Source organism: Stenotrophomonas sp. GW821-FHT01H02A (genome assembly GCF_059422145.1).
Genome location: NZ_JBWKWI010000006.1, coordinates 34,107 through 53,792, shown reverse-complemented (window position 1 = coordinate 53,792; position 19,686 = coordinate 34,107). Strand labels below are relative to the sequence as shown.

Here is a 19,686-nt window from a genome sequence, read left to right as displayed (position 1 = left end):
TGGAGGCCGACCATTATCGGCCAGCCCCGCTGAATTCGGAAAACGCGGGCTCAGGCGGCCCCGCGGATGCGGCGGGTGGCGGCCACGTACTGCTCCATCCGCGAGCGCGCGCTGCCATCGGCCAGCGCCGCACGCGCACGCGCCAGGCCATCGGCGATGCTGTCGGCGACACCGGCCACGTACAGCGCGGCACCGGCATTGAGCGCGACGATGTCCAGCGCCGGGCCGGGCTGGTTGTCGAGCACCCCACGCAGCATCGCGATGGATTCCTCCGGGCCGTCGACCTTGAGGTTGCGGCTGGCCGACATCGCGATGCCGAAGTCCTCCGGATGGATTTCGTACTCGCGTACCTTGCCGTCGCGCAGTTCGCCCACCAGCGTGCCGGCACCGAGCGAGATCTCATCCATGTTGTCGCGGCCCCACACCACCAGCGCGCGCTCGGCGCCGAGCTCGCGCAGCACGCGCGCCTGGATGCCGACCAGATCCGAGTGGAACACGCCCATCAGCACATTGGTCGCCCCGACCGGATTGGTCAGCGGCCCAAGGATGTTGAAGATCGTGCGCACGCCCATTTCGCGGCGGACCGGCGCGACGACCTTCATCGCCGGATGGTGCATCGGCGCGAACATGAAGCCGATGCCGGTCTCGGTGATCGCACGTGCGACTTCGTCCGGACGCAGATCGATGATCGCTCCCAACGCCTCCACCGCATCGGCACTGCCCGACTTGGAGGAGACACTGCGGTTGCCGTGCTTGGCCACCTTGGCCCCGGCCGCGGAGACCACGAACATCGCGCAGGTGGAGATGTTGAAGGTATGCGAGCCATCGCCACCGGTGCCGACGATGTCCACCAGGTGCGTCTTGTCCTCCACCGGCACGGCCAGCGCGAGCTCGCGCATCACGGTGGCCGCGCCGGCGATCTCGCCGATGGTTTCCTTCTTGACCCGCAGGCCGGTCAGGATCGCGGCGGTCATCACCGGCGAGACTTCACCGCGCATGATCTGCCGCATCAGGTCGACCATTTCGTCGAAGAAGATTTCGCGGTGTTCGATGGTGCGCTGCAGGGCTTCCTGGGGGGAGAAGGTCATGCGGGGTCCTTTGTGATGCAGGTGCAGCGCGCTCAGCGCTGCAGGAAGTTCTTCAGCAGGGCGTGGCCATGCTCGGTGAGGATCGACTCGGGGTGGAACTGCACGCCCTCCACCGGGTACTGGCGATGGCGCAGGCCCATGATCTCTTCGATCGAACCGTCCTCGTTCTCGGTCCAGGCGGTCATTTCCAGGCACGCCGGCAGCGTGGTCTTGTCGACCACCAGCGAGTGGTAGCGCGTGGCCTGGTAGCGGTCCGGCAGGCCGGCGAACACGCCCTTGCCTTCATGGCGGATCGGCGAGGTCTTGCCGTGCATGATGTTGGTGGCGCGGATGACATCGCCGCCGTAGACCTGGCCGATGCTCTGGTGGCCCAGGCACACGCCGAGGATCGGCGTGGTCGGGCCGAGCCGGCGGATCAGCTCCAGCGACACGCCCGCTTCGTTGGGCGTGCACGGGCCGGGTGAAATCACGATGCGCTCAGGGGCGAGCGCAGCGATCTCATCGACGCTCAACGCGTCGTTGCGCACCACCTTCACCTCGGCGCCCAGCGTCTGCAGGTACTGCACGAGGTTGTAGGTGAAGCTGTCGTAGTTGTCGAGCATCAACAACATGGTCAGGGTCCGTCTTGAATGGGGAAGTGGCGTGCACGCAACCGCGCACGGGTCAGGCAGTTCGGCAGTGCGCCGTTACAGGCCCTTGGCAGCCTGCGCGACCGCACGGAACAACGCGCGACCCTTGTTCATCGTCTCGTCCCATTCCTTGCCGGGATCGGAGTCGTAGACGATGCCGGCGCCGGCCTGCACGTGCAGGCGGCCGTCCTTGATCACCGCGGTGCGGATCGCGATCGCGGTATCGGCATCGCCATGCCAGCCGATGTAGCCGATGCTGCCGGCATAGACGTTGCGCTTGATCGGTTCCAGCTCGCGGATCACTTCCAGCGCGCGGATCTTCGGCGCACCGCTGACGGTGCCGGCCGGGAACGTCGCGCGCAGCACGTCGGCGTAGCTCAGGCCCGGCTGCAGCTGCCCGGTGACTTCGCTGACGATGTGCATGACGTGGCTGTAGCGTTCGATCACGAACTGCTCGCCCACTTCCACCGTACCGGCCTTGGACACGCGGCCTGCATCGTTGCGGCCCAGGTCGATCAGCATCAGGTGCTCGGCGCGTTCCTTGGGATCGGCCAGCAGTTCGACTTCCAGTGCGTTGTCTTCTTCCACCGTCGCGCCACGCGGGCGGGTGCCGGCGATCGGGCGCACGGTCACTTCACCGTCCTGCAAACGCACCAGGATTTCCGGCGAGGAGCCGACCACCTGCACGTCGCCGGTATCGAGGAAGTACATGTACGGCGAGGGATTGAGCGCACGCAGCGCGCGGTACACATCCACCGGGCGCGCCTTGAACGGCACGCTCAGGCGCTGGCTCAGCACCACCTGGAAGATGTCGCCGGCGCGGATGTACTCCCTGGATTTGTCGACCGCGGCGATGAAACCTTCGCGGGTGAACCCGGAGACGAAATCGTTCTCGTCCAGCACGTCGCGGGTGATCGGCGCGGGGTAGCCGGCACCGGGCACACGCAGCTTGGCGACCAGCGCATCCAGCCGCGCCTGGGCGTCATCCCACGCACCGGGCTGGCCCGGGTCGGCATGCACGATCAGGTACAGGCGGCCCTTGAGGTTGTCGAACACCGCCAGTTCTTCGGAATGCAGCAGCAGGATGTCCGGCGTGCCCAGCTCGTCACGACCACGCGGCGGGGCCAGGCGCGGTTCGATATAGCCGATGCATTCGAAGCCGAACCAGCCGACCAGGCCGCCGGTGAAGCCCGGCAGACCGGCCAGTTTGGGCACCGAGTGGGCGCTGCGCAGTGCCTCGACCTCGGTGAACGGGTCGGCGACTTCGCGGGTGTCCACCACGGTGCCGGACTCACTGATGGTCAGGGTGTGGCCGTGGAAGGCATACACCCGGCGCGCCGGCAGGCCGATGATGGAATAGCGCCCGAAGCGTTCGCCGCCTTCGACCGATTCAAACAGATAGGTGTGCGGGCCGTCGGCGAGCTTCAGATAGACCGACAGCGGCGTGTCCAGATCGGACAGCACTTCACGGACGACGGGGATGCGGGTGTGGCCTTCAGCGGCCTGCTGCTGGAACTGCTCGAGCGTAATCAAGACGACTTTCCTTCCGGGAAACGGCGGTGGCGGGACGGACGACGGCAACAGGCCACCATCGCCACCAACGGCGAGCGGAAGAAAGGGTATGCGGGGTCGTCAGAATGGACACCCGTCGACTGTACCGCATTGACGGCACCGGATGGAACCCGGCGCCGCCCGGCGCATCAGCCGCGCGACAGCAGCGGACTGTCCAGCGCCACATGCAGGTTGACCCTGCCGGGCACGCAGTCGATGCGGAAGTGCCGGGCCTGGACCGGCTCGCCATCCAGGTTGAGGGTCAGCGGCAGCTCGGCCGTGATCTCCACCCACGGCGCCTGGACGCGTTCGGCCACCTGCTCCAGCGCACCGCGCTTGCCGCCTTTGACCAGTGCGGCGAAGGTGGAGGCGACCTCCCCGCTGAGTTCGGGGATCACCGTGACATCCAGCAGACCATCGTCGATCAGGGCCTCCGGGCACAGCACCTGGCCACCGCCGGCCTGGCGGCCGTTGCCGACGCCGAGCGCGATGAAGCCACCGGCCCACGCGAAACCCGGCGCCCGGACCCGCGCCTGGATCGGGTCGATGCGGCCCAGCCGCGAGACCCCGGTAACCAGATAGGCCAGCCCGCCGAGCACCTTCTTCAGGCCCTCATCGGTCTCCACCGTCACCTCGGTGCCGAAGCCGCCGCTGGCCACGTTCGCGCACCACCACACCTGGCCATCGGCATCGATGCGCAGCAGATCGACCGGACGCGCCGGCGCGTGCCTGATCAGTTCCAACGCCGCCAGCGGTGCATCGGGAATCTCGGCGGCCGTGGCGAAGTCATTGGCCGTGCCCAGCGGCACCAGTCCCAGCGACGGCAGTGCGTCGGCCGGCTCTTCGCGGTGGGCCAGGGTCTCGGCCACCTCGCTGAGCGTGCCATCGCCGCCGGCGGCGATGATCGTATCGACCCCATGTGCGATCGCCTCGGCCACGTAGCGCTCGGCATCGCCCGACTCCCAGGTCACCCGCACCTCCAGTTGCACCCCGCGCTCGCGCAGCGCCGTCACGGCTTCGCGCACATCTTCGTTCCCCGTGGCCTTGCCGTTGAGGATCAAACGCCAATGGGGACGGCTCATGCGGTACTTCCAGAGAGTGGGGAAGCGAAGGCTAGCAGCGCGCAGCGTGGGCCCCGGTGAACGTCATCAAAGCGTCACCGATCCCCCGGAGAATGGGAGGCCATAGCAAGGAAGATGGATGGAGGCAGGATCAGCCTCCCGCTGTTCCCGGGGCCGTACCAGCAATGGTGCGGTCTTTTTTTTTGCCGCCGGAACGGCAGCCGACCAACGGTCGGCGCTACCCGGGTGGCTGCGGCTGCCGGCCAACGGTCGGCGCTACCGCGTTGGATCGGCTGCGGCTGCTCAGCCTTCGGCGAAGGTCCGCAGCGCCTCGCCTTCCATCCGGTACACCGTCCATTCGCTCTGCGGCTTCGCACCCGCGGCTGCGTAGAACTGGATGGCCGGCGCATTCCAGTCCAGCACCGACCATTCGAACCGCCCGCAGTTTTCGGCGACCGCGATCCGCGCGATGTGCTGCAGCAGCGCCTTGCCCGCACCGCTGCCGCGGCGCTCAGGGCTCACGTACAGATCTTCCAGGTAGATCCCGTTGCGGCCCAGCCAGGTGGAGTAATTGTAGAAATACACCGCATACCCGATCGCCACGCCGTCGGTTTCGCAGATCAACGCGTGCGCCTTCGCCGCCGGCCCGAACAGACTCGCGCGGATGCCCGCTTCGTCGGTCTGCACCGACGACTCGGCCTTTTCGTAGATCGCCAACTCGCGGATGAAACGCAGGATCAGTCCCGCATCCTCGGCGGTGGCCACGCGGATGTTCACGGCAGCCACCGATCCCATGGCTCAGCCCCGCGCCGCGGCGACGTTGCCGCGCATCTGCGCGATGATGTCCTGGTAGCTGGTCTTCGCATTGAAGATCGCCGAGCCGGCCACGAACGCATCCGCACCGGCGGCCGCGATCGCGCCGATGTTGTCGGCCTTCACCCCGCCGTCGATCTCCAGGCGGATGTCCTTGCCGCTGGCATCGATCTTCTTGCGGATGGCACGCAGCTTGTCCAGCGCCGAGGGAATGAAGGCCTGGCCACCGAAGCCGGGATTGACCGACATCACCAGCACCAGGTCCAGGTCATCGAGCACCCAGTCCAGGATGTCCACCGGCGTGGCCGGATTGAGCACCACGCCCGGCTTGCAGCCCAGCGAACGGATCAGCTGGATCGTGCGGTGCACGTGGCGGCTCGCCTCCGGATGGAAGCTGATGTAGGTCGCACCGGCCTCGGCGAAATCCGGGATGATCCGGTCCACCGGCTCCACCATCAGATGCACATCGATCGGCGCGGTCACGCCGTGCTTGCGCAGCGCCTGGCAGACCAGCGGGCCGATCGTCAGGTTCGGCACGTAGTGGTTGTCCATCACATCGAAGTGCACCCAGTCCGCACCGGCGGCGAGCACGTTGTCCACTTCCTCGCCCAGGCGGGCGAAATCGGCGGACAGGATGGAGGGAGCAATGATGCAGTTGGACATGGCCGGGACCTTCAGGATGTTGAAAGGGGGCGCCGCGCGGAATCAGCGCTTGCGCAGGGTCTTGATGCGGTCATAGGCGGCATTGAGCTGGCGCGACTTGCGCTCGGCCTGCTGGCGCAGCTCCGGGGCGGCGCCGACCACCTTGTCCGGGTGGTACTGGGACATCAGCCGGCGGTAGGCCAGATCGATCTCGGCATCGGTCGCCTCGGAGGTCAGCCCCAGTTCGCGGTAGGGGTTTTCCCTGTTCAGCCGGAACCAGTCGGCATCGAAGGCATGCCCCAGCAACAGCCCGAACGCGGCCCCGAACAGCGGATTGGGCCTGAACAGCAGGGCGCCAGCGATGAATCCGAGCAGTTTTCCGTACCAGCGCATGGTGGTCTGGGCAGCCGAGGCGACAAAGGATCCTCATTTTACGTCACAGCGGGCCCAACCCGCTTTACACTAGGCCGCCCGCTGTCTGTGCGGGCCCTCCGGGTCCCCTGGACAGCTGTCATGACGAAGCCTCAGGAGTGCCCGTGCCGACCACGTTGTTGCAATCCGATCTCCCCGGCCTGCCCTTGCGCCATCGCGGCAAGGTGCGTGATGTTTTCGACATTCCGCGCGACCGGCTGCCCGCCGGCACTCCGCCGGGGGACTACCTGCTGATGGTCGCGACCGACCGTCTGTCAGCCTTCGACGTGGTGCTGCCCGACCCGATCCCCGGCAAGGGCGAAATGCTCTGCCAGGTATCCAACTTCTGGTTCGCCAAGACCGCGCACCTGATGCCCAATCACCTGACCGGCATCGATGTGGCCAGCGTGCTGCACGAAGGCGTCGATCCGGCGTTGTACGCCAAGCGCGCGGTGGTCACCCGCAAGCTCAAACCCGTTCCCGTCGAGGCAATCGCCCGTGGCTACCTGATCGGCAGCGGCTGGAAGGACTACCAGCGCACCGGCAAGATCAGCGGCATCGAGCTGCCCGACGGCCTGCGCCAGGCCGAACAGCTGCCCGAACCGATCTTCACCCCCTCGACCAAGGCCGCCGTTGGCGATCATGACGAGAACATCGATTTCGATGCGATGGTGAAGGCGGTCGGTGCCGACCTGGCTGAGCGCGTGCGCGATGCCACCCTGCGCATCTACGCCTTCGCCGCCGACTATGCGCGCGAGCGCGGCATCATTCTGGCCGACACCAAGTTCGAGTTCGGCACCGATGCCGATGGTCGCCTGTACATCATGGACGAGATGCTGACCCCGGATTCCTCGCGCTACTGGCCGGCCGACGAGTACGAGGTGGGCACCAGCCCGCCGAGCTACGACAAGCAGTTCGTCCGTGACTACCTGGAGACGCTGGACTGGGGCAAGACCGCCCCGGGCCCGAGCATCCCCGCCGAGATCATCGAGCGCACCCGCGCCAAGTACGCCGAGGCGCTGCAGCGTCTGGCCGGCATCTCGGTCGACTGACCCGGCACCGCGTTCCCCGGCCCTGCGCCGGGGAACGCGGTTTTCGATCCCCGGGGCCATGGCCGGCGGTATGCTCTGCAGATCCTGGGAGGGAACATGGCCACCACCACCGTCGCACGCCCGATCGACCGCTACTTCGCCAGCTATTCCGACGATCACCGCAATGTGCTGAACCAGCGCATCCATGTCGTGGCCGTCCCGGCGATCGCCTGGTCGGTGATCGCCCTGCTGTGGTGCCTGCCGCCGCTGATCACCTGGTTCCAGAACGGGATCTGGGCCGGCCTGGCGATGTTCGCCGCCTGGTGCTTCTACAACCGCCTCTCACGCACGCTGGGCTACGGCATGCTGGCGTTCTTCTTCGTCAGCGGCTGCCTCTGCCGGCTGCTGGAAGCCGAGATCGGCCAGGTGAACCTGTTCTGGCTGGCCTTGGGCGTCTTTGCCGTGGCCTGGGTCGCCCAGTTCGTCGGCCACAAGCACGAAGGCCGCAAGCCGAGCTTCCTGACCGACCTGATCTACCTGCTGATCGGCCCGCTCTGGGTGCTCGCCAAGTTCTATCGCCGGATGGACTGGCGTTACTGACCTGTTTTTCCTGAACGAGCAGGCGTGCTCACCGGCACTCCACGCGGGACCGTCCAGCATCGTCCACAGTGACCTTTCGAGCGACGGTCACCGTTCATCTTCGTGCACACCCACACGGTCCCGCAGCCCCTGCGATGACTGGTTCCGGACCCTGTTGCAGGATCGCCGGGCGGCCACAGTCGGCAAAGTGGAGGCCCACCTTCCATACGGCCGTTGGCGGACCCGAATGGGGCACCGCGCCGCCCTGAAAAGATGAATCAGCGCACGTTACATGCAATTGAGGGCGTATTCGGGTGTATCGGCGGCAATTGACTGCCTGTTAGACTGAACGACCTGCTCGTGAATCCCGCATTCCCTGCATGAATCCTACTCTGCTCCTGCTGCTCGCCCTGCCCTTCCTGATGGCAGTGGCCGTCGCTTCATTCCGTCGCACCTCCCGCTCCACGGCCGCCTGGGTAGCCGCGGCCGCTCCGCTGGGAGGACTGGCGCTGTTGGCGACGATGACCCCGGCGATCATGGAGGGCGGGATCGTCCGCAGCTATGGGGAGTGGATACCGCAGATCGGCCTGGCCTTCTCGCTGCGCCTGGACGGCCTGGCCTGGATGTTCGCCGGGATGGTGCTGGCCATCGGTGCGCTGGTGGTGATGTACGCCCACTACTACCTCAGCGCCCGCGACAGCGCCCACCGCTTCTACTGCTACCTGCTGCTGTTCATGGGCGCCATGCTGGGCATGGTGCTGTCGGGCAACCTGTTGTTGCTGATGGTGTTCTGGGAAATGACCAGCATCAGCTCGTTCCTGCTGATCGGCTTCTGGTCGCACCGCCAGGACGCCCGCGAGGGCGCCCGGATGGCCCTGGTGGTCACCGGCGGCGGCGGCCTGGCCCTGCTCGGCGGCGTGCTGCTGATCGGCCGCATCGTCGGCAGCTTCGAGCTGGATGCGGTGCTCGCCGCCGGCGATCTGATCCGCGCCAGTGCGCTGTACCCGTATGCGCTGTTCCTGGTCCTGGCCGGCATCTTCACCAAGAGCGCGCAGTTCCCGTTTCACTTCTGGCTGCCGCACGCGATGGCCGCCCCGACCCCGGTCTCGGCCTATCTGCACTCGGCCACGATGGTCAAAGCCGGCGTGTTCCTGCTGGCCCGGCTGCACCCGGCGCTGGCCGGCACCGACCTGTTCTTCTATACCGTCAGCGGGATCGGCGCGATCACCCTGCTGATCGGCGCCTGGAACGCGATTTTCCAGCACGACCTCAAGGGCCTGCTGGCGTATTCGACGATTTCCCACCTGGGCCTGATCACCATGCTGTTCGGCCTGTCCGCACCGATGGCGGTGGTGGCCGGCGTGTTCCACATCCTCAACCACGCCACCTTCAAGGCTTCGCTGTTCATGGCCGCCGGCATCATCGACCATGAAACCGGCACCCGTGACATGCGCAAACTGGGTGGGCTGCGGCGGTTGATGCCGATCACCAGTGCGCTGGCGATCATCGCCTCGCTGGCCATGGCCGGCATCCCGCTGCTCAACGGCTTCCTGTCCAAGGAAATGCTGTTCGCCGAAGCCCTGACCGCCGGGCCGGAGGCGATGCGCATCGCCATGACGATCGCCGCGTTGCTGGCCGGCGTGTTCGGGGTGGCCTACAGCCTGCGCTTCGTGCACGACACCTTCTTCGGCAAAGGCCCGCACGATCTGGACCGGGTCCCGCATGAGCCGCCGCGCTTCATGAAGGTGCCCGTCGAGATCCTGGTCGTGGTCTGCGTCGCCGTCGGCGTCGCCCCGGCGATCACCATCGCGCCGGTGCTGCACGCCGCGGCTTCCTCGATCCTGGGCGCGGCGATGCCGGCCTACAGCCTGTCGGTCTGGCACGGTTTCAACACCCCGTTGATGATGAGCATCGCTGGCGTGATCGGTGGCATCGCGCTGTACTTCGGGCTGCGCCGCCTGATCGACCTGCATGCGGTGGTCAGCCGCAGCATCGGCCGCAACCTGTTCCACAAACAGTTGGACCTGGTGTTCGGCTTCGCCCACCGGCTCACCCAGGGCCTGGCCAACGGCAGCCTGCAACGCATGCTGATGGCGCTGGTGGTGGTGGCGATCATCGTCGCCGTGGCACCGTTCGTGGCCAATCCGGCCTCGCCGAACTGGCCCTCGCCGCAGCCGATCCCCCTGTTGGGCTGGGCGCTGTGGCTGGTGATGATGGCCTGCGCGCTGGGCGCACTGTTCGTGTACCGGCAGCGCCTGCTGGCGGTGCTGGTGGTCGGTGGCGTGGGCCTGATGGTGTCGTTGACCTTCGTGTTCCTGTCCGCGCCGGATCTGGCCCTGACCCAGCTGCTGGTCGAGATGGTCACCCTGGTGCTGATGCTGCTGGGCATGAACTACCTGCCGATCCAGTCGCCGCCGGAGAAGTCCGTCTGGCGCAAGCGGCGCGATGCGGTGATCGCGATCGTCGCCGGTGGCGGCCTGGCCGCGATGGCCTACACCGCCATGACGTTGCCGCCCAACACCATGGCCGGCGAGCTGCTGGCGCGTGCGCTGCCCGAGGCCTATGGGCAGAACGTGGTCAACGTGATCCTGGTCGACTTCCGCGGCTTCGATACCTTCGGTGAGATCACCGTGTTCGGCATCGCCGCGCTGGTGGTGCACGCCATGCTGCGCCGTTCGCGGATGGCGCCGGAGCAGATCATGCCGGGCCCGCCGATCAAGCTGCCGGTGCCGGCTGATCTGGCCCAGATCATGTTCCCGCTGACCCTGACCGTCTCGATCTTCCTGTTCCTGCGCGGCCACAACGCGCCCGGCGGCGGTTTCATCGCCGGCCTGGTGCTGGCCGTGCCGCTGCTGATCCAGTACGTGATCCAGGGCACCACCTCGGTGGAATCGCGCTTCGGCTTCGATTACATCCGCTGCATCGGTGCGGGCCTGTTGATCGCCATCCTCAGTGGCTGCGCCTCGATGCTGTTCGGCGTGCCGTTCCTGACCAGTGGTCACCTGGACCTGCACATTCCGCTGATCGGCGAGGTACCGCTGGCCAGTGCGATCGGCTTCGACACCGGGGTGTACCTGGTGGTGTTCGGCGGCGTGATGCTGATGCTCTCGATGATGGGCACGATCAAGCCCTCGCGCACCCGCAATGCCCGCAAAGGCGAGATCGATCCCACCCGCCGTTCGGCAAAAACCGGGGAGATGCACTGATGGAACTGGCCCTGGCAAGCGCCATCGGCGTACTGAGCGCGATCGGCATCTACCTGCTGCTGCGCGCGCGCAGCTTCGATGTGATCCTCGGCATGACCTTCCTGTCGTATGCGACCAACCTGCTGATCTTCGCCGGTGGCCGGCTGGTGCAGGGCAAGGCCCCGGTGCTGCGTGAGGGCATCGACAGCGACCTGGGCAACTACACCGATCCGCTGCCGCAGGCGCTGGTCCTGACCGCGATCGTGATCGCCTTCGCGATGACCGCGGTCAGCATCGTGCTGGCCATGCGCAGCCGCAGCGACAACCACAGCGACCACGTGGACGCGCACGAAGAAGAAGAGCTGCCTGCCGATACCGCGCCGGGCCGGGAGGGCGGCGCATGAACCATGCGGTGATCCTGCCCATCCTGATTCCCCTGTTCGGTGCGGCCTGCTCGCTGTTCGTCGAGCACCGCCGCTATGGGCCGAAGGTACAGCGCACGGTCGCATGGACCACGCTGACCGCACTCGCCGCGGCTGTCGCGCTGCTGTTCGCGCAGACCGCCGACGGCAGCATCGCGGTGTACCTGCTGGGCGACTGGCCCTCGCGCCTGGGCATCGCGCTGGTGGCCGACCGCTTGTCGGCCTGGATGCTGGTGACCACCCTGCTGCTGGCCATTCCCTGCCTGCTGCACGCCTGCTCGGGCTGGGACCGGCGCGCGCCGCACTTCCATGCGCTGTTCCAGTTCCAGCTGGTCGGCCTCAACGGCGCGTTCCTGACCGGCGACATCTTCAACCTGTTCGTGTTCTTCGAGGTGATGCTGATCGCCTCCTACGGCCTGCTGCTCAGCGGCGGGCGCGGCCTGCGCATGCGCATCGGCCTGCACTACGTAGTGTTCAACGTCACCGCCTCGACCCTGTTCCTGATCGCACTTGGCCTGCTGTACGCGTCGCTGGGCTCGCTCAACATGGCCGAGCTGTCCCAGCGCATCGCCGAAGTGCCGGCCACGCACCTGACCCTGGTCAAGGCGACCATGGGGCTGTTGTTGCTGGTGTTCTGCAGCAAGGCCGCGCTGATGCCGCTGTATCTGTGGCTGCCCGAAGCGTATGCGCGCGCCCCGGCCGCGGTGGCCGCGCTGTTCGCGATCATGACCAAGGTCGGCCTGTACGCGGTACTGCGGGTCAGCACGCTGTGGTTCGGCGAAGGCGCAGGCCCGATGGCCGGCTACGGCAGCCAGTGGCTGCTCTGGGCCGGTGTCGCCACGCTGGTGCTGGGTGGCCTGGGCGTGCTCGCTGCGGCGCGCCTGCGCGTGCTGATTTCCTACCTGGTGGTGGTTTCGGCGGCGACGCTGTTCATCGCCTTCTCAGTCCGCACGCCGGAAGTGCTCTCGGCCGGCCTGTATTACCTGCCGCACAGCACTTTCGTGGCCGCCGCACTGTTCCTCATCGCCGATCTGATCCGCCGCCGTCGTGGCGGTGCCAGCGACCGCAAGGAGATCATCGCGCCGATGCCGGGCAAGGAAACGCCGGCGGTGCTGTTCCTGATCGGTGCGGTGTCGGTGGCCGGCCTGCCGCCGCTGTCCGGCTTCCTGGCCAAGGCGGCACTGCTGGCCGGCATGCCGGCGCAGTACACCTGGGCAGTCTGGGCTGCCGTGCTGGGCAGCAGCCTGATGGTGATCATCGGCCTGACCCGTGGCGGCATCCGCCTGTTCTGGCGCGTTCCCGTCGTCGAAGAGGGCGCGCCCAAACCACGCAAGGCGCCCACGCGGACCGTGGAGCTGTTCGCCGCCGCGCTGCTGCTCAGCTACGGCATCGCGATGAGTGTGTTCGCCGGGCCGCTGATGCAGCACACCGATGCGATGGCCACCCAGCTGCTGCAGCCCCAGGACTACGTGGGTGAACTGCGCGCCACCACGCCGGAGATCCGCCAGCCATGACGCGCAAGCCATCCCTGTACAAACGCGTGCTGCCCTCGCCCTCGCTGAGCGTGATGGTGGTGGTGTTCTGGCTGTTGATGTCCGACAGCTTCACCGTCGGCCAGATCGTGCTCGGCATGATCCTGGGCGTGGTGGTGCCGCTGTTCGCCGCGCGGCTGGACCGCGAGTTCGCCCGCATCGGTTCGCTACGCCCGCTGCCCAAGCTGCTGTTCGTCACCCTGTGGGACATCCTGATCTCCAACATCCGGGTCGCGATCCAGGTGCTGGGACCGGAGCGCCGCATCCATCCCGGCTTCATCTGGCTGCCGCTGGATATCGCCAACATCCACGGCATCGCCGCGCTGACCAGCATGATCACGCTGACCCCGGGCACGGTCTCGGCAGCGCTGTCGGATGACCGCAGGTATCTGCTGGTGCATGTGCTGCACCTGGATGATCCGGACGAACTGATCCGGCAGATCAAATCCCGCTATGAAGCCCCGCTGATGGAGATCTTCCCATGACCGGATACATGTTCATCCAGACCACGATGGTGGTGTGCATGCACGTGGTCGGCCTGGCCATGCTGCTGGCCACCTGGCGCCTGCTGCGCGGCCCGACCGTGCCCGACCGCATCCTCGCGCTGGATACGCTGTCGGTGACGGCGATCGCCGAATTGATGCTGTTCGGCATGTACCTCAACTCGGCGGTGTATTTCGAAGCCGCGCTGATCATCGCCATGCTCGGCTTCGGCAGCACGGTGGTGCTGAGCAAGTTCGTGCTGCGCCGGGACATCGTCGAATGATCACCTTCATCCAGATCGTGCTGTCGATCCTGCTGCTGTTCGGCTGCTTCTTCATCCTGGTCGGCGCGCTCGGCCTGGTGAAGCTGTCCACGTTCTTCAAGCGCCTGCATGCACCCACCAAGGCCAGCACCTTGGGCGTGGGCTGCGTGCTGGTCGGCTCGGTCTGCTATCACATCTTCCTCGGCGAGGACCCGCAGCCGCGCGAACTGCTGATCACCGTATTCCTGTTCATCACCGCACCGATCAGCGCGCACATGATGGCCAAGGCCGCGTTGTCGCTGCTGATGGAAACCCGACCGGACCTGCCGGGCCACAAGACCGCCAAGGAAGAACAGTTGCCACCGCCGGAACCGCGCCGTGCGGACGAGGCCGACGATGCGAAGGCACCCGTTTCCCGGGACAGCCAGTAGGGCCGACCGTTGGTCGGCTGCCTGCATCGTACCGGAGGGCAGCCGACCCACGGTCGGCGCTGCGTCCTGCGACGGTCAGCCGCCCCAGATCAACGCCAGCTCCAGCGCCGCCCAACCGACGAACGCCACCACCAGCACCGCGCCTTCGCGCCGGCTGATGGTCAGGTCACCGCGCAGCATCGGGTAGAGCACGAGCACGAAGGCGATCGCCGCCGGCAGCTCGAGTTTGACGAACGATTCGGGCAGCGCCAACGGGCGCAGCGCGGCCATGCCGCCGACCACCACCAGCAGGTTGAACAGGCTCGAGCCGATCACGTGGCCCAGCACCATGTCGCCCTGGCCACGGCGTGCCGCCGCGATCGCTGCAACCACTTCGGGCAATGCGGTGCCGATCGCCACCGGCAGCAGGCCGACCAGCAACGGTGACCAGCCCAGCCCGGCGCCAAACACCGGCGCGGCCTGCACGATCCAGCGCGCGCCGAAATAGAGGCACACACCCGCGAACAGCAGCCGCAGGAGGTTGAGGAACAGTCCCGTGCGAGTCATGGCGTAGCCGGCGATGCCCTCACGCACCGGCTCGACTTCCAGCCGCGCGCGGCGCAGCAGGAACACCAGCAGGCCGACGAAGGCGAGCAGCAGCACGGCCCCTTCCCAGCGTGCGATCACACCATCCAGACCGAACAGAATCAGCAGCGCGCTGGCGCCCGCCAGGCACACCAGCAGCGGCGAGAGCAGCCGCGCACGCACCAGCAGCGGCGCGGCCAGCGCCGCCAGGCCCAGGGTCAGGCCGACATTGACGATGTTGCTGCCCACCGCGTTGCCCAGGGCGAGTTCTTCAGCACCGACCACGAAGGCGCGGGCATTGACCACCAGTTCCGGCAGCGAGGTGCCGAAGGCCACCAGCAGCAGCCCGGCCACGAACGGTGAGGCGCCCAAGCGCTGGGCCAGGCCCGATGCGGCCCGGACGATGGAATCACCGCCCAGTGCCAACAGCACCAGCCCCAGCACGAACCAAACAGTGGCAGCGATCATCTGGTGCTCCCCGGTGACAGATCTGGGCCGATTCTAGGGCCAGCCCGGCCCGAACAGTGAAGGCCCGCCCCGTCGATGCGACCGGGGCGGTACCGGTGGCTCAGGAACAGCCTTCCACGTAGTCCACCTGCGGGGTCTTGCCGACGCGCCAGGCGGTCACGTTGCCATCGCCATTGATCTCGAAGTTGACCAGCGCGCCGCCTTCGGTGGCCGGGCGCACGCGCAGGTTGTGGCCCTGCGGATCGTACTTGTGCGGGGTCAGGTCGCCGCGGTCCGGGTACAGCGTCTGCAGCTGGCCCAGTGACATGCCGACCTTGCCGCCGCCGGGGGCGACGATGCGGTCGTTGCGCACGTCGTAGCGCACCAGTCGCTTGCCTTCGATCATGAAGATCACGTCCTCGGCCTGCGCGCCTTCGGGCCGCAGCGCATGGCAGTAGTCGTCAGCGACGTCCCCCTGCAGCGGTTCCTTCCAGGCCGCCCTGAGCTCGTCCAGCGCGCTGCCCAGCGCCACCGGGCCGTAGCCATCCAGGCGTGCCGGCCCCTGCGTATCCGTGCCCGGTGCCGCCGTGCCAGGCGCTGCCGGCGCGGTGTCCGCCGCCGGTGCCGGCACGGCCGCCTCGGCATCGCCCGACGGGGTTTCCGGCGTGCGCTCGCACGCGGCCAAGGCCAGCACCATACCCAGTGCGATCATGCTTCCCAGCTGTTTCATGCCTGCATCCTCCCGGTGAATGGGCGCAGCCTAGCGCGAACGCTGTGTGGGCGGGATGCAGGCTGTCGCTGTCATCCGCGTTTCACCTGCCGCGTTCAGGCTCGGCCTGCACCGCATCGACCCGCCCCCATGCAACCGCAGAAGACCGATCTCGCCCGCACCGCGCTGCAGGCCCACCGTGCCCCACTGGACATGCGCCAGCGCCGGCTGTTGATCCTGTGCGATGGCCAGCGTGACCTGGTCCAGCTGGGCCAGCTGGTGGGGCCGGAAACCCCGGCGATGGTGATCCAGCTGATCCAGAGCGGGTATCTGGTATCGAGTGCGGTCGCGGAGGCGGTCGTTGTCGCGCCTGCCACACTCGTGCCCGGCGTGATGCCCACCGTGGCGCCGGCGCCCGCGCCGGTGACCGAACGCCGCCGCTCGCTGGTCGCCGCCCGGATCTATCTGCTGGACATCCTGGAACTGCAGCGACATCCGCGCGCGGCAGCGCTGTTCCACACCCTGCAGCAGGCCCGCAGCGACGACGCGGTCATGGCGGCGCTGCACGCCGCGCTGGAGGCACTGCCGGACCTGACCTCCACCGGCTATGCCGAACGGGTGCGGCAGCGGTTGCTGGAGGTGCTGCCGACGGCGCATGCCGAGAGGCTCCAGATCGCGGCGGTTTGAGACTGCCTACCCCGAGAAATTCGCCTTCAGCCCCTGCCAGCACTGCTGGTACCCACGCTGGCGGTGCGCCGCGTCCATCGCCTGGGCGGTCGGGCGGATCACGCCGCGGGTTTCGAACATGAAGGCCATGGTGTCCTTGATCACGTCCGGCTTGCTCAGGTCAGCAGCGGACGCCTTCTCGAAGGTCGCCGCGTCCGGGCCGTGGCCGCTCATGCAGTTGTGCAGCGAGGCGCCGCCGGGCACGAAGCCTTCGGCCTTCGCGTCGTAGGCGCCGTGGATCAGGCCCATGAACTCGCTGGCGATGTTGCGGTGGAACCACGGCGGGCGGAACGTGTTCTGCGCGACCAGCCAACGCGGCGGGAAGATCGCGAAATCCATGTTGCTGGTCCCTGGGGTGTCACTGGGCGAATGCAGCACCAGGAAGATCGAGGGATCGGGATGGTCGTGGCTGATCGAACCGATCGTGTTGAAGCGGCGCAGATCATAGCGGTACGGCGCGTAGTTGCCGTGCCAGGCGACCACGTCCAGTGGCGAATGATCGATATCCGCGCGCCACAGCTGGCCCTCGAACTTGGCGATCAGTTCGAACGCGCCGTCGATGTGCTCGAACGCGGCATGCGGGGTTTCGAAGTCGCGCGGATTGGCCAGGCCATTGGACCCGATCGGGCCCAGGTCCGGCAGCTTCAACAGCGCGCCGAAGTTCTCGCAGATATAGCCGCGGGCGTCGCCATCGGGCAGTTCGACACGGAAGCGCACGCCACGCGGAATCACCCCGATCTGCTGCGGTTCGATCTCGATCACGCCCAGCTCGGTGAGCAGGCGCAGGCGGCCGAGCTGCGGGACGATCAGCAGCTCGCCATCGGCGTTGTAGAAATAGCGGCCCTGCATGTCGCGGTTGGCGGCATACAGGTGGATGCCCACGCCATGGTGGGCGTCGGGCGAGCCGTTGCCCCCCATCGTGTACAGCCCCTCGATGAAATCGGTGGGCGTGGTTGGCAGCGGCAACGGATCCCAGCGCAGCTGGTTGGGTGAGACCGCGCCTTGGGCGACGTCACCGCGCAGGTGTGGCTGGGCGAAGGGAGTGAACTCGCCGTGGGTCACCGCCGGGCGGATGCGGTACACCCAGCTGCGACGGTTGCTGCCGCGCGGCGCGGTGAACGCGGTGCCGGACAGCTGTTCGGCGTACAGGCCATGGGCGACACGCTGCGGGGAGTTCTGCCCCACCGGCAGCGCACCGGGTACCGCCTCGGTGGCGAACTCGTTGCCGAAACCGGTCTGATAGCCGCGCGATGACATCGGGTTGTTCATGGTCCTGCTCCGCCAGAGGCGTGGATGGCAAGGGAATACAGCCGACGGCATCCGCACGGACGCGGATGCCGTCGTCGCAGCGTAACCCCGGCAGCTGCCGGTGGGTTACAGCACGCGTCTTACAGCACGCCGCGCTTCATCTGGTCGCGCTCGATGCTTTCGAACAGCGCGGTGAAGTTGCCTTCGCCGAAGCCTTCGTTGCCCTTGCGCTGGATGATCTCGAAGAAGATCGGGCCGATGCAGTTGGTGGTGAAGATCTGCAGCAGCTTGCGCTGCTTGGTCTCCGGATCGGCATCGATCAGGATCTTGTTCTTCGCCAGCCGGGCCACGTCTTCACCGTGGTTGGGCACGCGCATGTCGATCACGTCGAAGTACGTGTCCGGGGTATCCAGGAAGTCCACGCCCTGGGCACGCATCGCTTCGACGGTGTCGTAGATGTTCTCGGTGAAGCAGGCGATGTGCTGGATGCCCTCGCCCTTGTACGCGTCGAGGTATTCGTTGATCTGGCTCTTCGGATCGGACGATTCGTTGAGCGGGATGCGCACGATGCCGTCCGGCGCGGTCATCGCCTTGGACACCAGGCCGGTCTTGAGGCCCTTGATGTCGAAGTAGCGGATCTCGCGGAAGTTGAACAGGCGCTCGTAGTAATCCGACCACTGCTGCATGTTGCCGAAGTACAGGTTGTGGGTCAGGTGGTCGATGAAGGTCAGCCCGAAGCCCTTCGGGCGCTGGTCGACGCCCTCGATCGGCGCGTAATCGGTATCGAACATGCTGCCGTTGGCACCGTAACGGTCGACCAGGTACAACATGCAGTCGCCGATGCCCTTGATGATCGGGGCCGCGACGGCGCGGGTTTCCGGCTTGAAGTCGATCGCTTCGGCGCCGTTGCCCAGGGCCATCTGGTAGACCTCATCGCCCGGCTTCTTGAAGCGGATCGCGAAACCACAGGCGCACGGGCCGTGCTTCTCGGCGAAATCCGAAGCGAACGAGTCCGGCTCTTCGTTGACCAGGAAATTCACGTCGCCCTGGCGATAGACCGTGATCGCGCGCTGCTTGTGGCGCAGCACGGCGGTGAAGCCCATCTTGCGGAAATAGTCGTGCAGTTCCGCGCCACGGCCGGCCGGGGCGGCGAACTCGACGAACTCGAAACCATCGATGCCCATCGGGTTTTCGAAGGTGGTGACCTGCATGCCCGGATCGGGTGCGAAGGACGCGGTGCTCGTTTGGCTGGTCATGCTGTGGCTCCAAAGCAGTCCGCATCGGAAAAACCAGGTGCGGTAGGAAGGCAGACCCGCGAGAATGCGGAGTCCGGAACGTAGGTTATAGTTTCACATGAAACCACCATCAAGGTGCACCGCAGCATGAGCCCGCCCGATCCCAGCAGTCACAGCATCCGCGCCTCGCACGCCCTGCTCGATCTGGAGCAGTTCCTGCCCTACCGGCTGAGCGTTCTGTCCAACCGCGTCAGCGGCAACATCGCCAAGCTGTACGGGGACCGTTATGGCCTGGCGATCCCCGAGTGGCGGGTGATCACGGTCCTGGCGCTGTATCCGGGCTCGTCGGCCAGCGAAGTGTCCGACCGCACCGCAATGGACAAGGTCGCGGTCAGCCGCGCCGTGGCCAGACTGCTCGAACGGGGCTTCATCAAGCGTGAAACCCATGGCGACGACCGCCGCCGCTCGGTGCTGGCGTTGTCGGCCGCCGGTTTCGAGGTGTACGAGACCATCGCCCCGCTGGTGATCGACATCACCCGCAAGCTGATGTCCGTGCTCAGCGAGGACGAAGAACAGATGCTGGAGACGCTGATCCTGCGCTTGGCCGGGGAAGGCCTGCAGCGGATGGACGAGTAAC

General features: G+C 66.9%; 21 protein-coding genes. 10 read left to right on the top strand and 11 right to left on the bottom strand.

Annotation, left to right across the window (positions count from 1 at the left end):
* Positions 1–50: 50 nt before the first annotated feature.
* From trpD to AC07WC_RS10710, 7 genes are all read right to left on the bottom strand, one after another.
* Entirely contained in the window at positions 51–1,088 is a 1,038-nt protein-coding gene (gene trpD / locus AC07WC_RS10740; RefSeq protein ID WP_495209989.1) for an anthranilate phosphoribosyltransferase, read from the bottom strand.
* A gap of 32 nt (positions 1,089–1,120) precedes the next feature.
* Positions 1,121–1,699 (bottom strand): anthranilate synthase component II, encoded by a 579-nt coding sequence (locus AC07WC_RS10735; RefSeq protein WP_495209988.1) that lies wholly within the window; start codon positions 1,697–1,699, stop codon positions 1,121–1,123.
* Positions 1,700–1,774: 75 nt separating this feature from the next.
* Complete coding sequence (gene trpE / locus AC07WC_RS10730) at positions 1,775–3,250, bottom strand: anthranilate synthase component I (protein ID WP_495209987.1); 1,476 nt, start codon at positions 3,248–3,250, stop codon at positions 1,775–1,777.
* 167 nt (positions 3,251–3,417) lie between these two features.
* Complete coding sequence (gene yegS / locus AC07WC_RS10725; RefSeq protein ID WP_495209986.1) at positions 3,418–4,350, bottom strand: lipid kinase YegS; 933 nt, start codon at positions 4,348–4,350, stop codon at positions 3,418–3,420.
* 282 nt (positions 4,351–4,632) lie between these two features.
* On the bottom strand, positions 4,633–5,115 hold the full coding sequence (locus AC07WC_RS10720) for a GNAT family N-acetyltransferase (RefSeq protein WP_495209985.1): 483 nt from the start codon (positions 5,113–5,115) through the stop codon (positions 4,633–4,635).
* 12 nt (positions 5,116–5,127) lie between these two features.
* Positions 5,128–5,805 carry a ribulose-phosphate 3-epimerase gene (gene rpe, locus AC07WC_RS10715; RefSeq protein ID WP_495209984.1) on the bottom strand — a complete coding sequence of 226 codons (678 nt, stop codon included), beginning with the start codon at positions 5,803–5,805 and terminating at the stop codon, positions 5,128–5,130.
* A gap of 42 nt (positions 5,806–5,847) precedes the next feature.
* The gene (locus AC07WC_RS10710) at positions 5,848–6,177 is read right to left on the bottom strand and encodes a J domain-containing protein (RefSeq protein ID WP_019185299.1); all 330 of its coding nucleotides are present in this window, start codon (positions 6,175–6,177) and stop codon (positions 5,848–5,850) included.
* 143 nt (positions 6,178–6,320) lie between these two features.
* Here AC07WC_RS10710 and AC07WC_RS10705 point away from each other — a divergent pair, with 143 nt between their 5' ends.
* The 8 genes from AC07WC_RS10705 (at position 6,321) to AC07WC_RS10670 (ending at position 14,120) form a co-directional block, all read left to right on the top strand.
* A complete protein-coding gene (locus tag AC07WC_RS10705; RefSeq protein ID WP_495209983.1) occupies positions 6,321–7,247 on the top strand; it encodes a phosphoribosylaminoimidazolesuccinocarboxamide synthase in 927 nt (308 codons plus the stop codon).
* Between the two features lie 96 nt (positions 7,248–7,343).
* Positions 7,344–7,826 carry an Mpo1 family 2-hydroxy fatty acid dioxygenase gene (locus AC07WC_RS10700; protein ID WP_495209982.1) on the top strand — a complete coding sequence of 161 codons (483 nt, stop codon included), beginning with the start codon at positions 7,344–7,346 and terminating at the stop codon, positions 7,824–7,826.
* Between the two features lie 359 nt (positions 7,827–8,185).
* Positions 8,186–11,011: a monovalent cation/H+ antiporter subunit A gene (locus AC07WC_RS10695; protein WP_495209981.1), complete on the top strand. Its 2,826-nt coding sequence runs from the start codon at positions 8,186–8,188 to the stop codon at positions 11,009–11,011.
* On the top strand, positions 11,011–11,394 hold the full coding sequence (locus tag AC07WC_RS10690) for a Na+/H+ antiporter subunit C (protein ID WP_019185295.1): 384 nt from the start codon (positions 11,011–11,013) through the stop codon (positions 11,392–11,394). The genes AC07WC_RS10695 and AC07WC_RS10690 overlap by 1 nt, the downstream gene beginning before the upstream one ends.
* Positions 11,391–12,926: a monovalent cation/H+ antiporter subunit D gene (locus AC07WC_RS10685; protein ID WP_495209980.1), complete on the top strand. Its 1,536-nt coding sequence runs from the start codon at positions 11,391–11,393 to the stop codon at positions 12,924–12,926. Before AC07WC_RS10690 ends, AC07WC_RS10685 begins: the two co-directional genes overlap by 4 nt.
* Positions 12,923–13,429, top strand: coding sequence for a Na+/H+ antiporter subunit E (locus tag AC07WC_RS10680; protein WP_495209979.1), 507 nt, complete (start codon positions 12,923–12,925; stop codon positions 13,427–13,429). Before AC07WC_RS10685 ends, AC07WC_RS10680 begins: the two co-directional genes overlap by 4 nt.
* A complete protein-coding gene (locus tag AC07WC_RS10675; protein WP_070472350.1) occupies positions 13,426–13,710 on the top strand; it encodes a K+/H+ antiporter subunit F in 285 nt (94 codons plus the stop codon). The genes AC07WC_RS10680 and AC07WC_RS10675 overlap by 4 nt, the downstream gene beginning before the upstream one ends.
* Entirely contained in the window at positions 13,707–14,120 is a 414-nt protein-coding gene (locus tag AC07WC_RS10670; RefSeq protein WP_088433566.1) for a Na+/H+ antiporter subunit G, read from the top strand. Before AC07WC_RS10675 ends, AC07WC_RS10670 begins: the two co-directional genes overlap by 4 nt.
* A gap of 75 nt (positions 14,121–14,195) precedes the next feature.
* Here the strand turns inward: AC07WC_RS10670 and AC07WC_RS10665 are convergent, their stop codons facing one another.
* Both AC07WC_RS10665 and AC07WC_RS10660 read right to left on the bottom strand, forming a co-directional pair.
* A complete protein-coding gene (locus AC07WC_RS10665; protein ID WP_495209978.1) occupies positions 14,196–15,152 on the bottom strand; it encodes a sodium:calcium antiporter in 957 nt (318 codons plus the stop codon).
* Positions 15,153–15,252: 100 nt separating this feature from the next.
* On the bottom strand, positions 15,253–15,861 hold the full coding sequence (locus AC07WC_RS10660) for a hypothetical protein (RefSeq protein WP_495209977.1): 609 nt from the start codon (positions 15,859–15,861) through the stop codon (positions 15,253–15,255).
* A gap of 129 nt (positions 15,862–15,990) precedes the next feature.
* Between AC07WC_RS10660 and AC07WC_RS10655 the strand changes: the two genes are divergently transcribed.
* The gene (locus AC07WC_RS10655) at positions 15,991–16,527 is read left to right on the top strand and encodes a hypothetical protein (RefSeq protein ID WP_495209976.1); all 537 of its coding nucleotides are present in this window, start codon (positions 15,991–15,993) and stop codon (positions 16,525–16,527) included.
* Between the two features lie 6 nt (positions 16,528–16,533).
* On the opposite strand, the gene hmgA is transcribed toward AC07WC_RS10655, so the two are convergent.
* Both hmgA and hppD read right to left on the bottom strand, forming a co-directional pair.
* Positions 16,534–17,835, bottom strand: coding sequence for a homogentisate 1,2-dioxygenase (gene hmgA, locus AC07WC_RS10650; protein WP_495209975.1), 1,302 nt, complete (start codon positions 17,833–17,835; stop codon positions 16,534–16,536).
* A 119-nt stretch (positions 17,836–17,954) separates the two neighbouring features.
* Positions 17,955–19,025 carry a 4-hydroxyphenylpyruvate dioxygenase gene (hppD, locus tag AC07WC_RS10645; RefSeq protein WP_495210146.1) on the bottom strand — a complete coding sequence of 357 codons (1,071 nt, stop codon included), beginning with the start codon at positions 19,023–19,025 and terminating at the stop codon, positions 17,955–17,957.
* Positions 19,026–19,196: 171 nt separating this feature from the next.
* Here hppD and AC07WC_RS10640 point away from each other — a divergent pair, with 171 nt between their 5' ends.
* Complete coding sequence (locus AC07WC_RS10640) at positions 19,197–19,685, top strand: MarR family winged helix-turn-helix transcriptional regulator (RefSeq protein WP_088433561.1); 489 nt, start codon at positions 19,197–19,199, stop codon at positions 19,683–19,685.
* Position 19,686 lies beyond the last annotated feature (1 nt).

Bases quoted from the DNA above. Each gene is read 5' to 3' on its own strand.
- trpD (WP_495209989.1), bottom strand. From the start codon at position 1,088: ATGACCTTCTCCCCCCAGGAAGCCCTGCAGCGCACCATCGAACACCGC.
- AC07WC_RS10735 (WP_495209988.1), bottom strand. From the start codon at position 1,699: ATGTTGTTGATGCTCGACAACTACGACAGCTTCACCTACAACCTCGTG.
- yegS (WP_495209986.1), bottom strand. From the start codon at position 4,350: ATGAGCCGTCCCCATTGGCGTTTGATCCTCAACGGCAAGGCCACGGGG.
- rpe (WP_495209984.1), bottom strand. From the start codon at position 5,805: ATGTCCAACTGCATCATTGCTCCCTCCATCCTGTCCGCCGATTTCGCC.
- AC07WC_RS10710 (WP_019185299.1), bottom strand. From the start codon at position 6,177: ATGCGCTGGTACGGAAAACTGCTCGGATTCATCGCTGGCGCCCTGCTG.
- AC07WC_RS10700 (WP_495209982.1), top strand. From the start codon at position 7,344: ATGGCCACCACCACCGTCGCACGCCCGATCGACCGCTACTTCGCCAGC.
- AC07WC_RS10695 (WP_495209981.1), top strand. From the start codon at position 8,186: ATGAATCCTACTCTGCTCCTGCTGCTCGCCCTGCCCTTCCTGATGGCA.
- AC07WC_RS10690 (WP_019185295.1), top strand. From the start codon at position 11,011: ATGGAACTGGCCCTGGCAAGCGCCATCGGCGTACTGAGCGCGATCGGC.
- AC07WC_RS10685 (WP_495209980.1), top strand. From the start codon at position 11,391: ATGAACCATGCGGTGATCCTGCCCATCCTGATTCCCCTGTTCGGTGCG.
- AC07WC_RS10680 (WP_495209979.1), top strand. From the start codon at position 12,923: ATGACGCGCAAGCCATCCCTGTACAAACGCGTGCTGCCCTCGCCCTCG.
- AC07WC_RS10675 (WP_070472350.1), top strand. From the start codon at position 13,426: ATGACCGGATACATGTTCATCCAGACCACGATGGTGGTGTGCATGCAC.
- AC07WC_RS10670 (WP_088433566.1), top strand. From the start codon at position 13,707: ATGATCACCTTCATCCAGATCGTGCTGTCGATCCTGCTGCTGTTCGGC.
- AC07WC_RS10665 (WP_495209978.1), bottom strand. From the start codon at position 15,152: ATGATCGCTGCCACTGTTTGGTTCGTGCTGGGGCTGGTGCTGTTGGCA.
- AC07WC_RS10660 (WP_495209977.1), bottom strand. From the start codon at position 15,861: ATGAAACAGCTGGGAAGCATGATCGCACTGGGTATGGTGCTGGCCTTG.
- AC07WC_RS10655 (WP_495209976.1), top strand. From the start codon at position 15,991: ATGCAACCGCAGAAGACCGATCTCGCCCGCACCGCGCTGCAGGCCCAC.
- hmgA (WP_495209975.1), bottom strand. From the start codon at position 17,835: ATGAACAACCCGATGTCATCGCGCGGCTATCAGACCGGTTTCGGCAAC.
- hppD (WP_495210146.1), bottom strand. From the start codon at position 19,025: ATGCAGGTCACCACCTTCGAAAACCCGATGGGCATCGATGGTTTCGAG.
- AC07WC_RS10640 (WP_088433561.1), top strand. From the start codon at position 19,197: ATGAGCCCGCCCGATCCCAGCAGTCACAGCATCCGCGCCTCGCACGCC.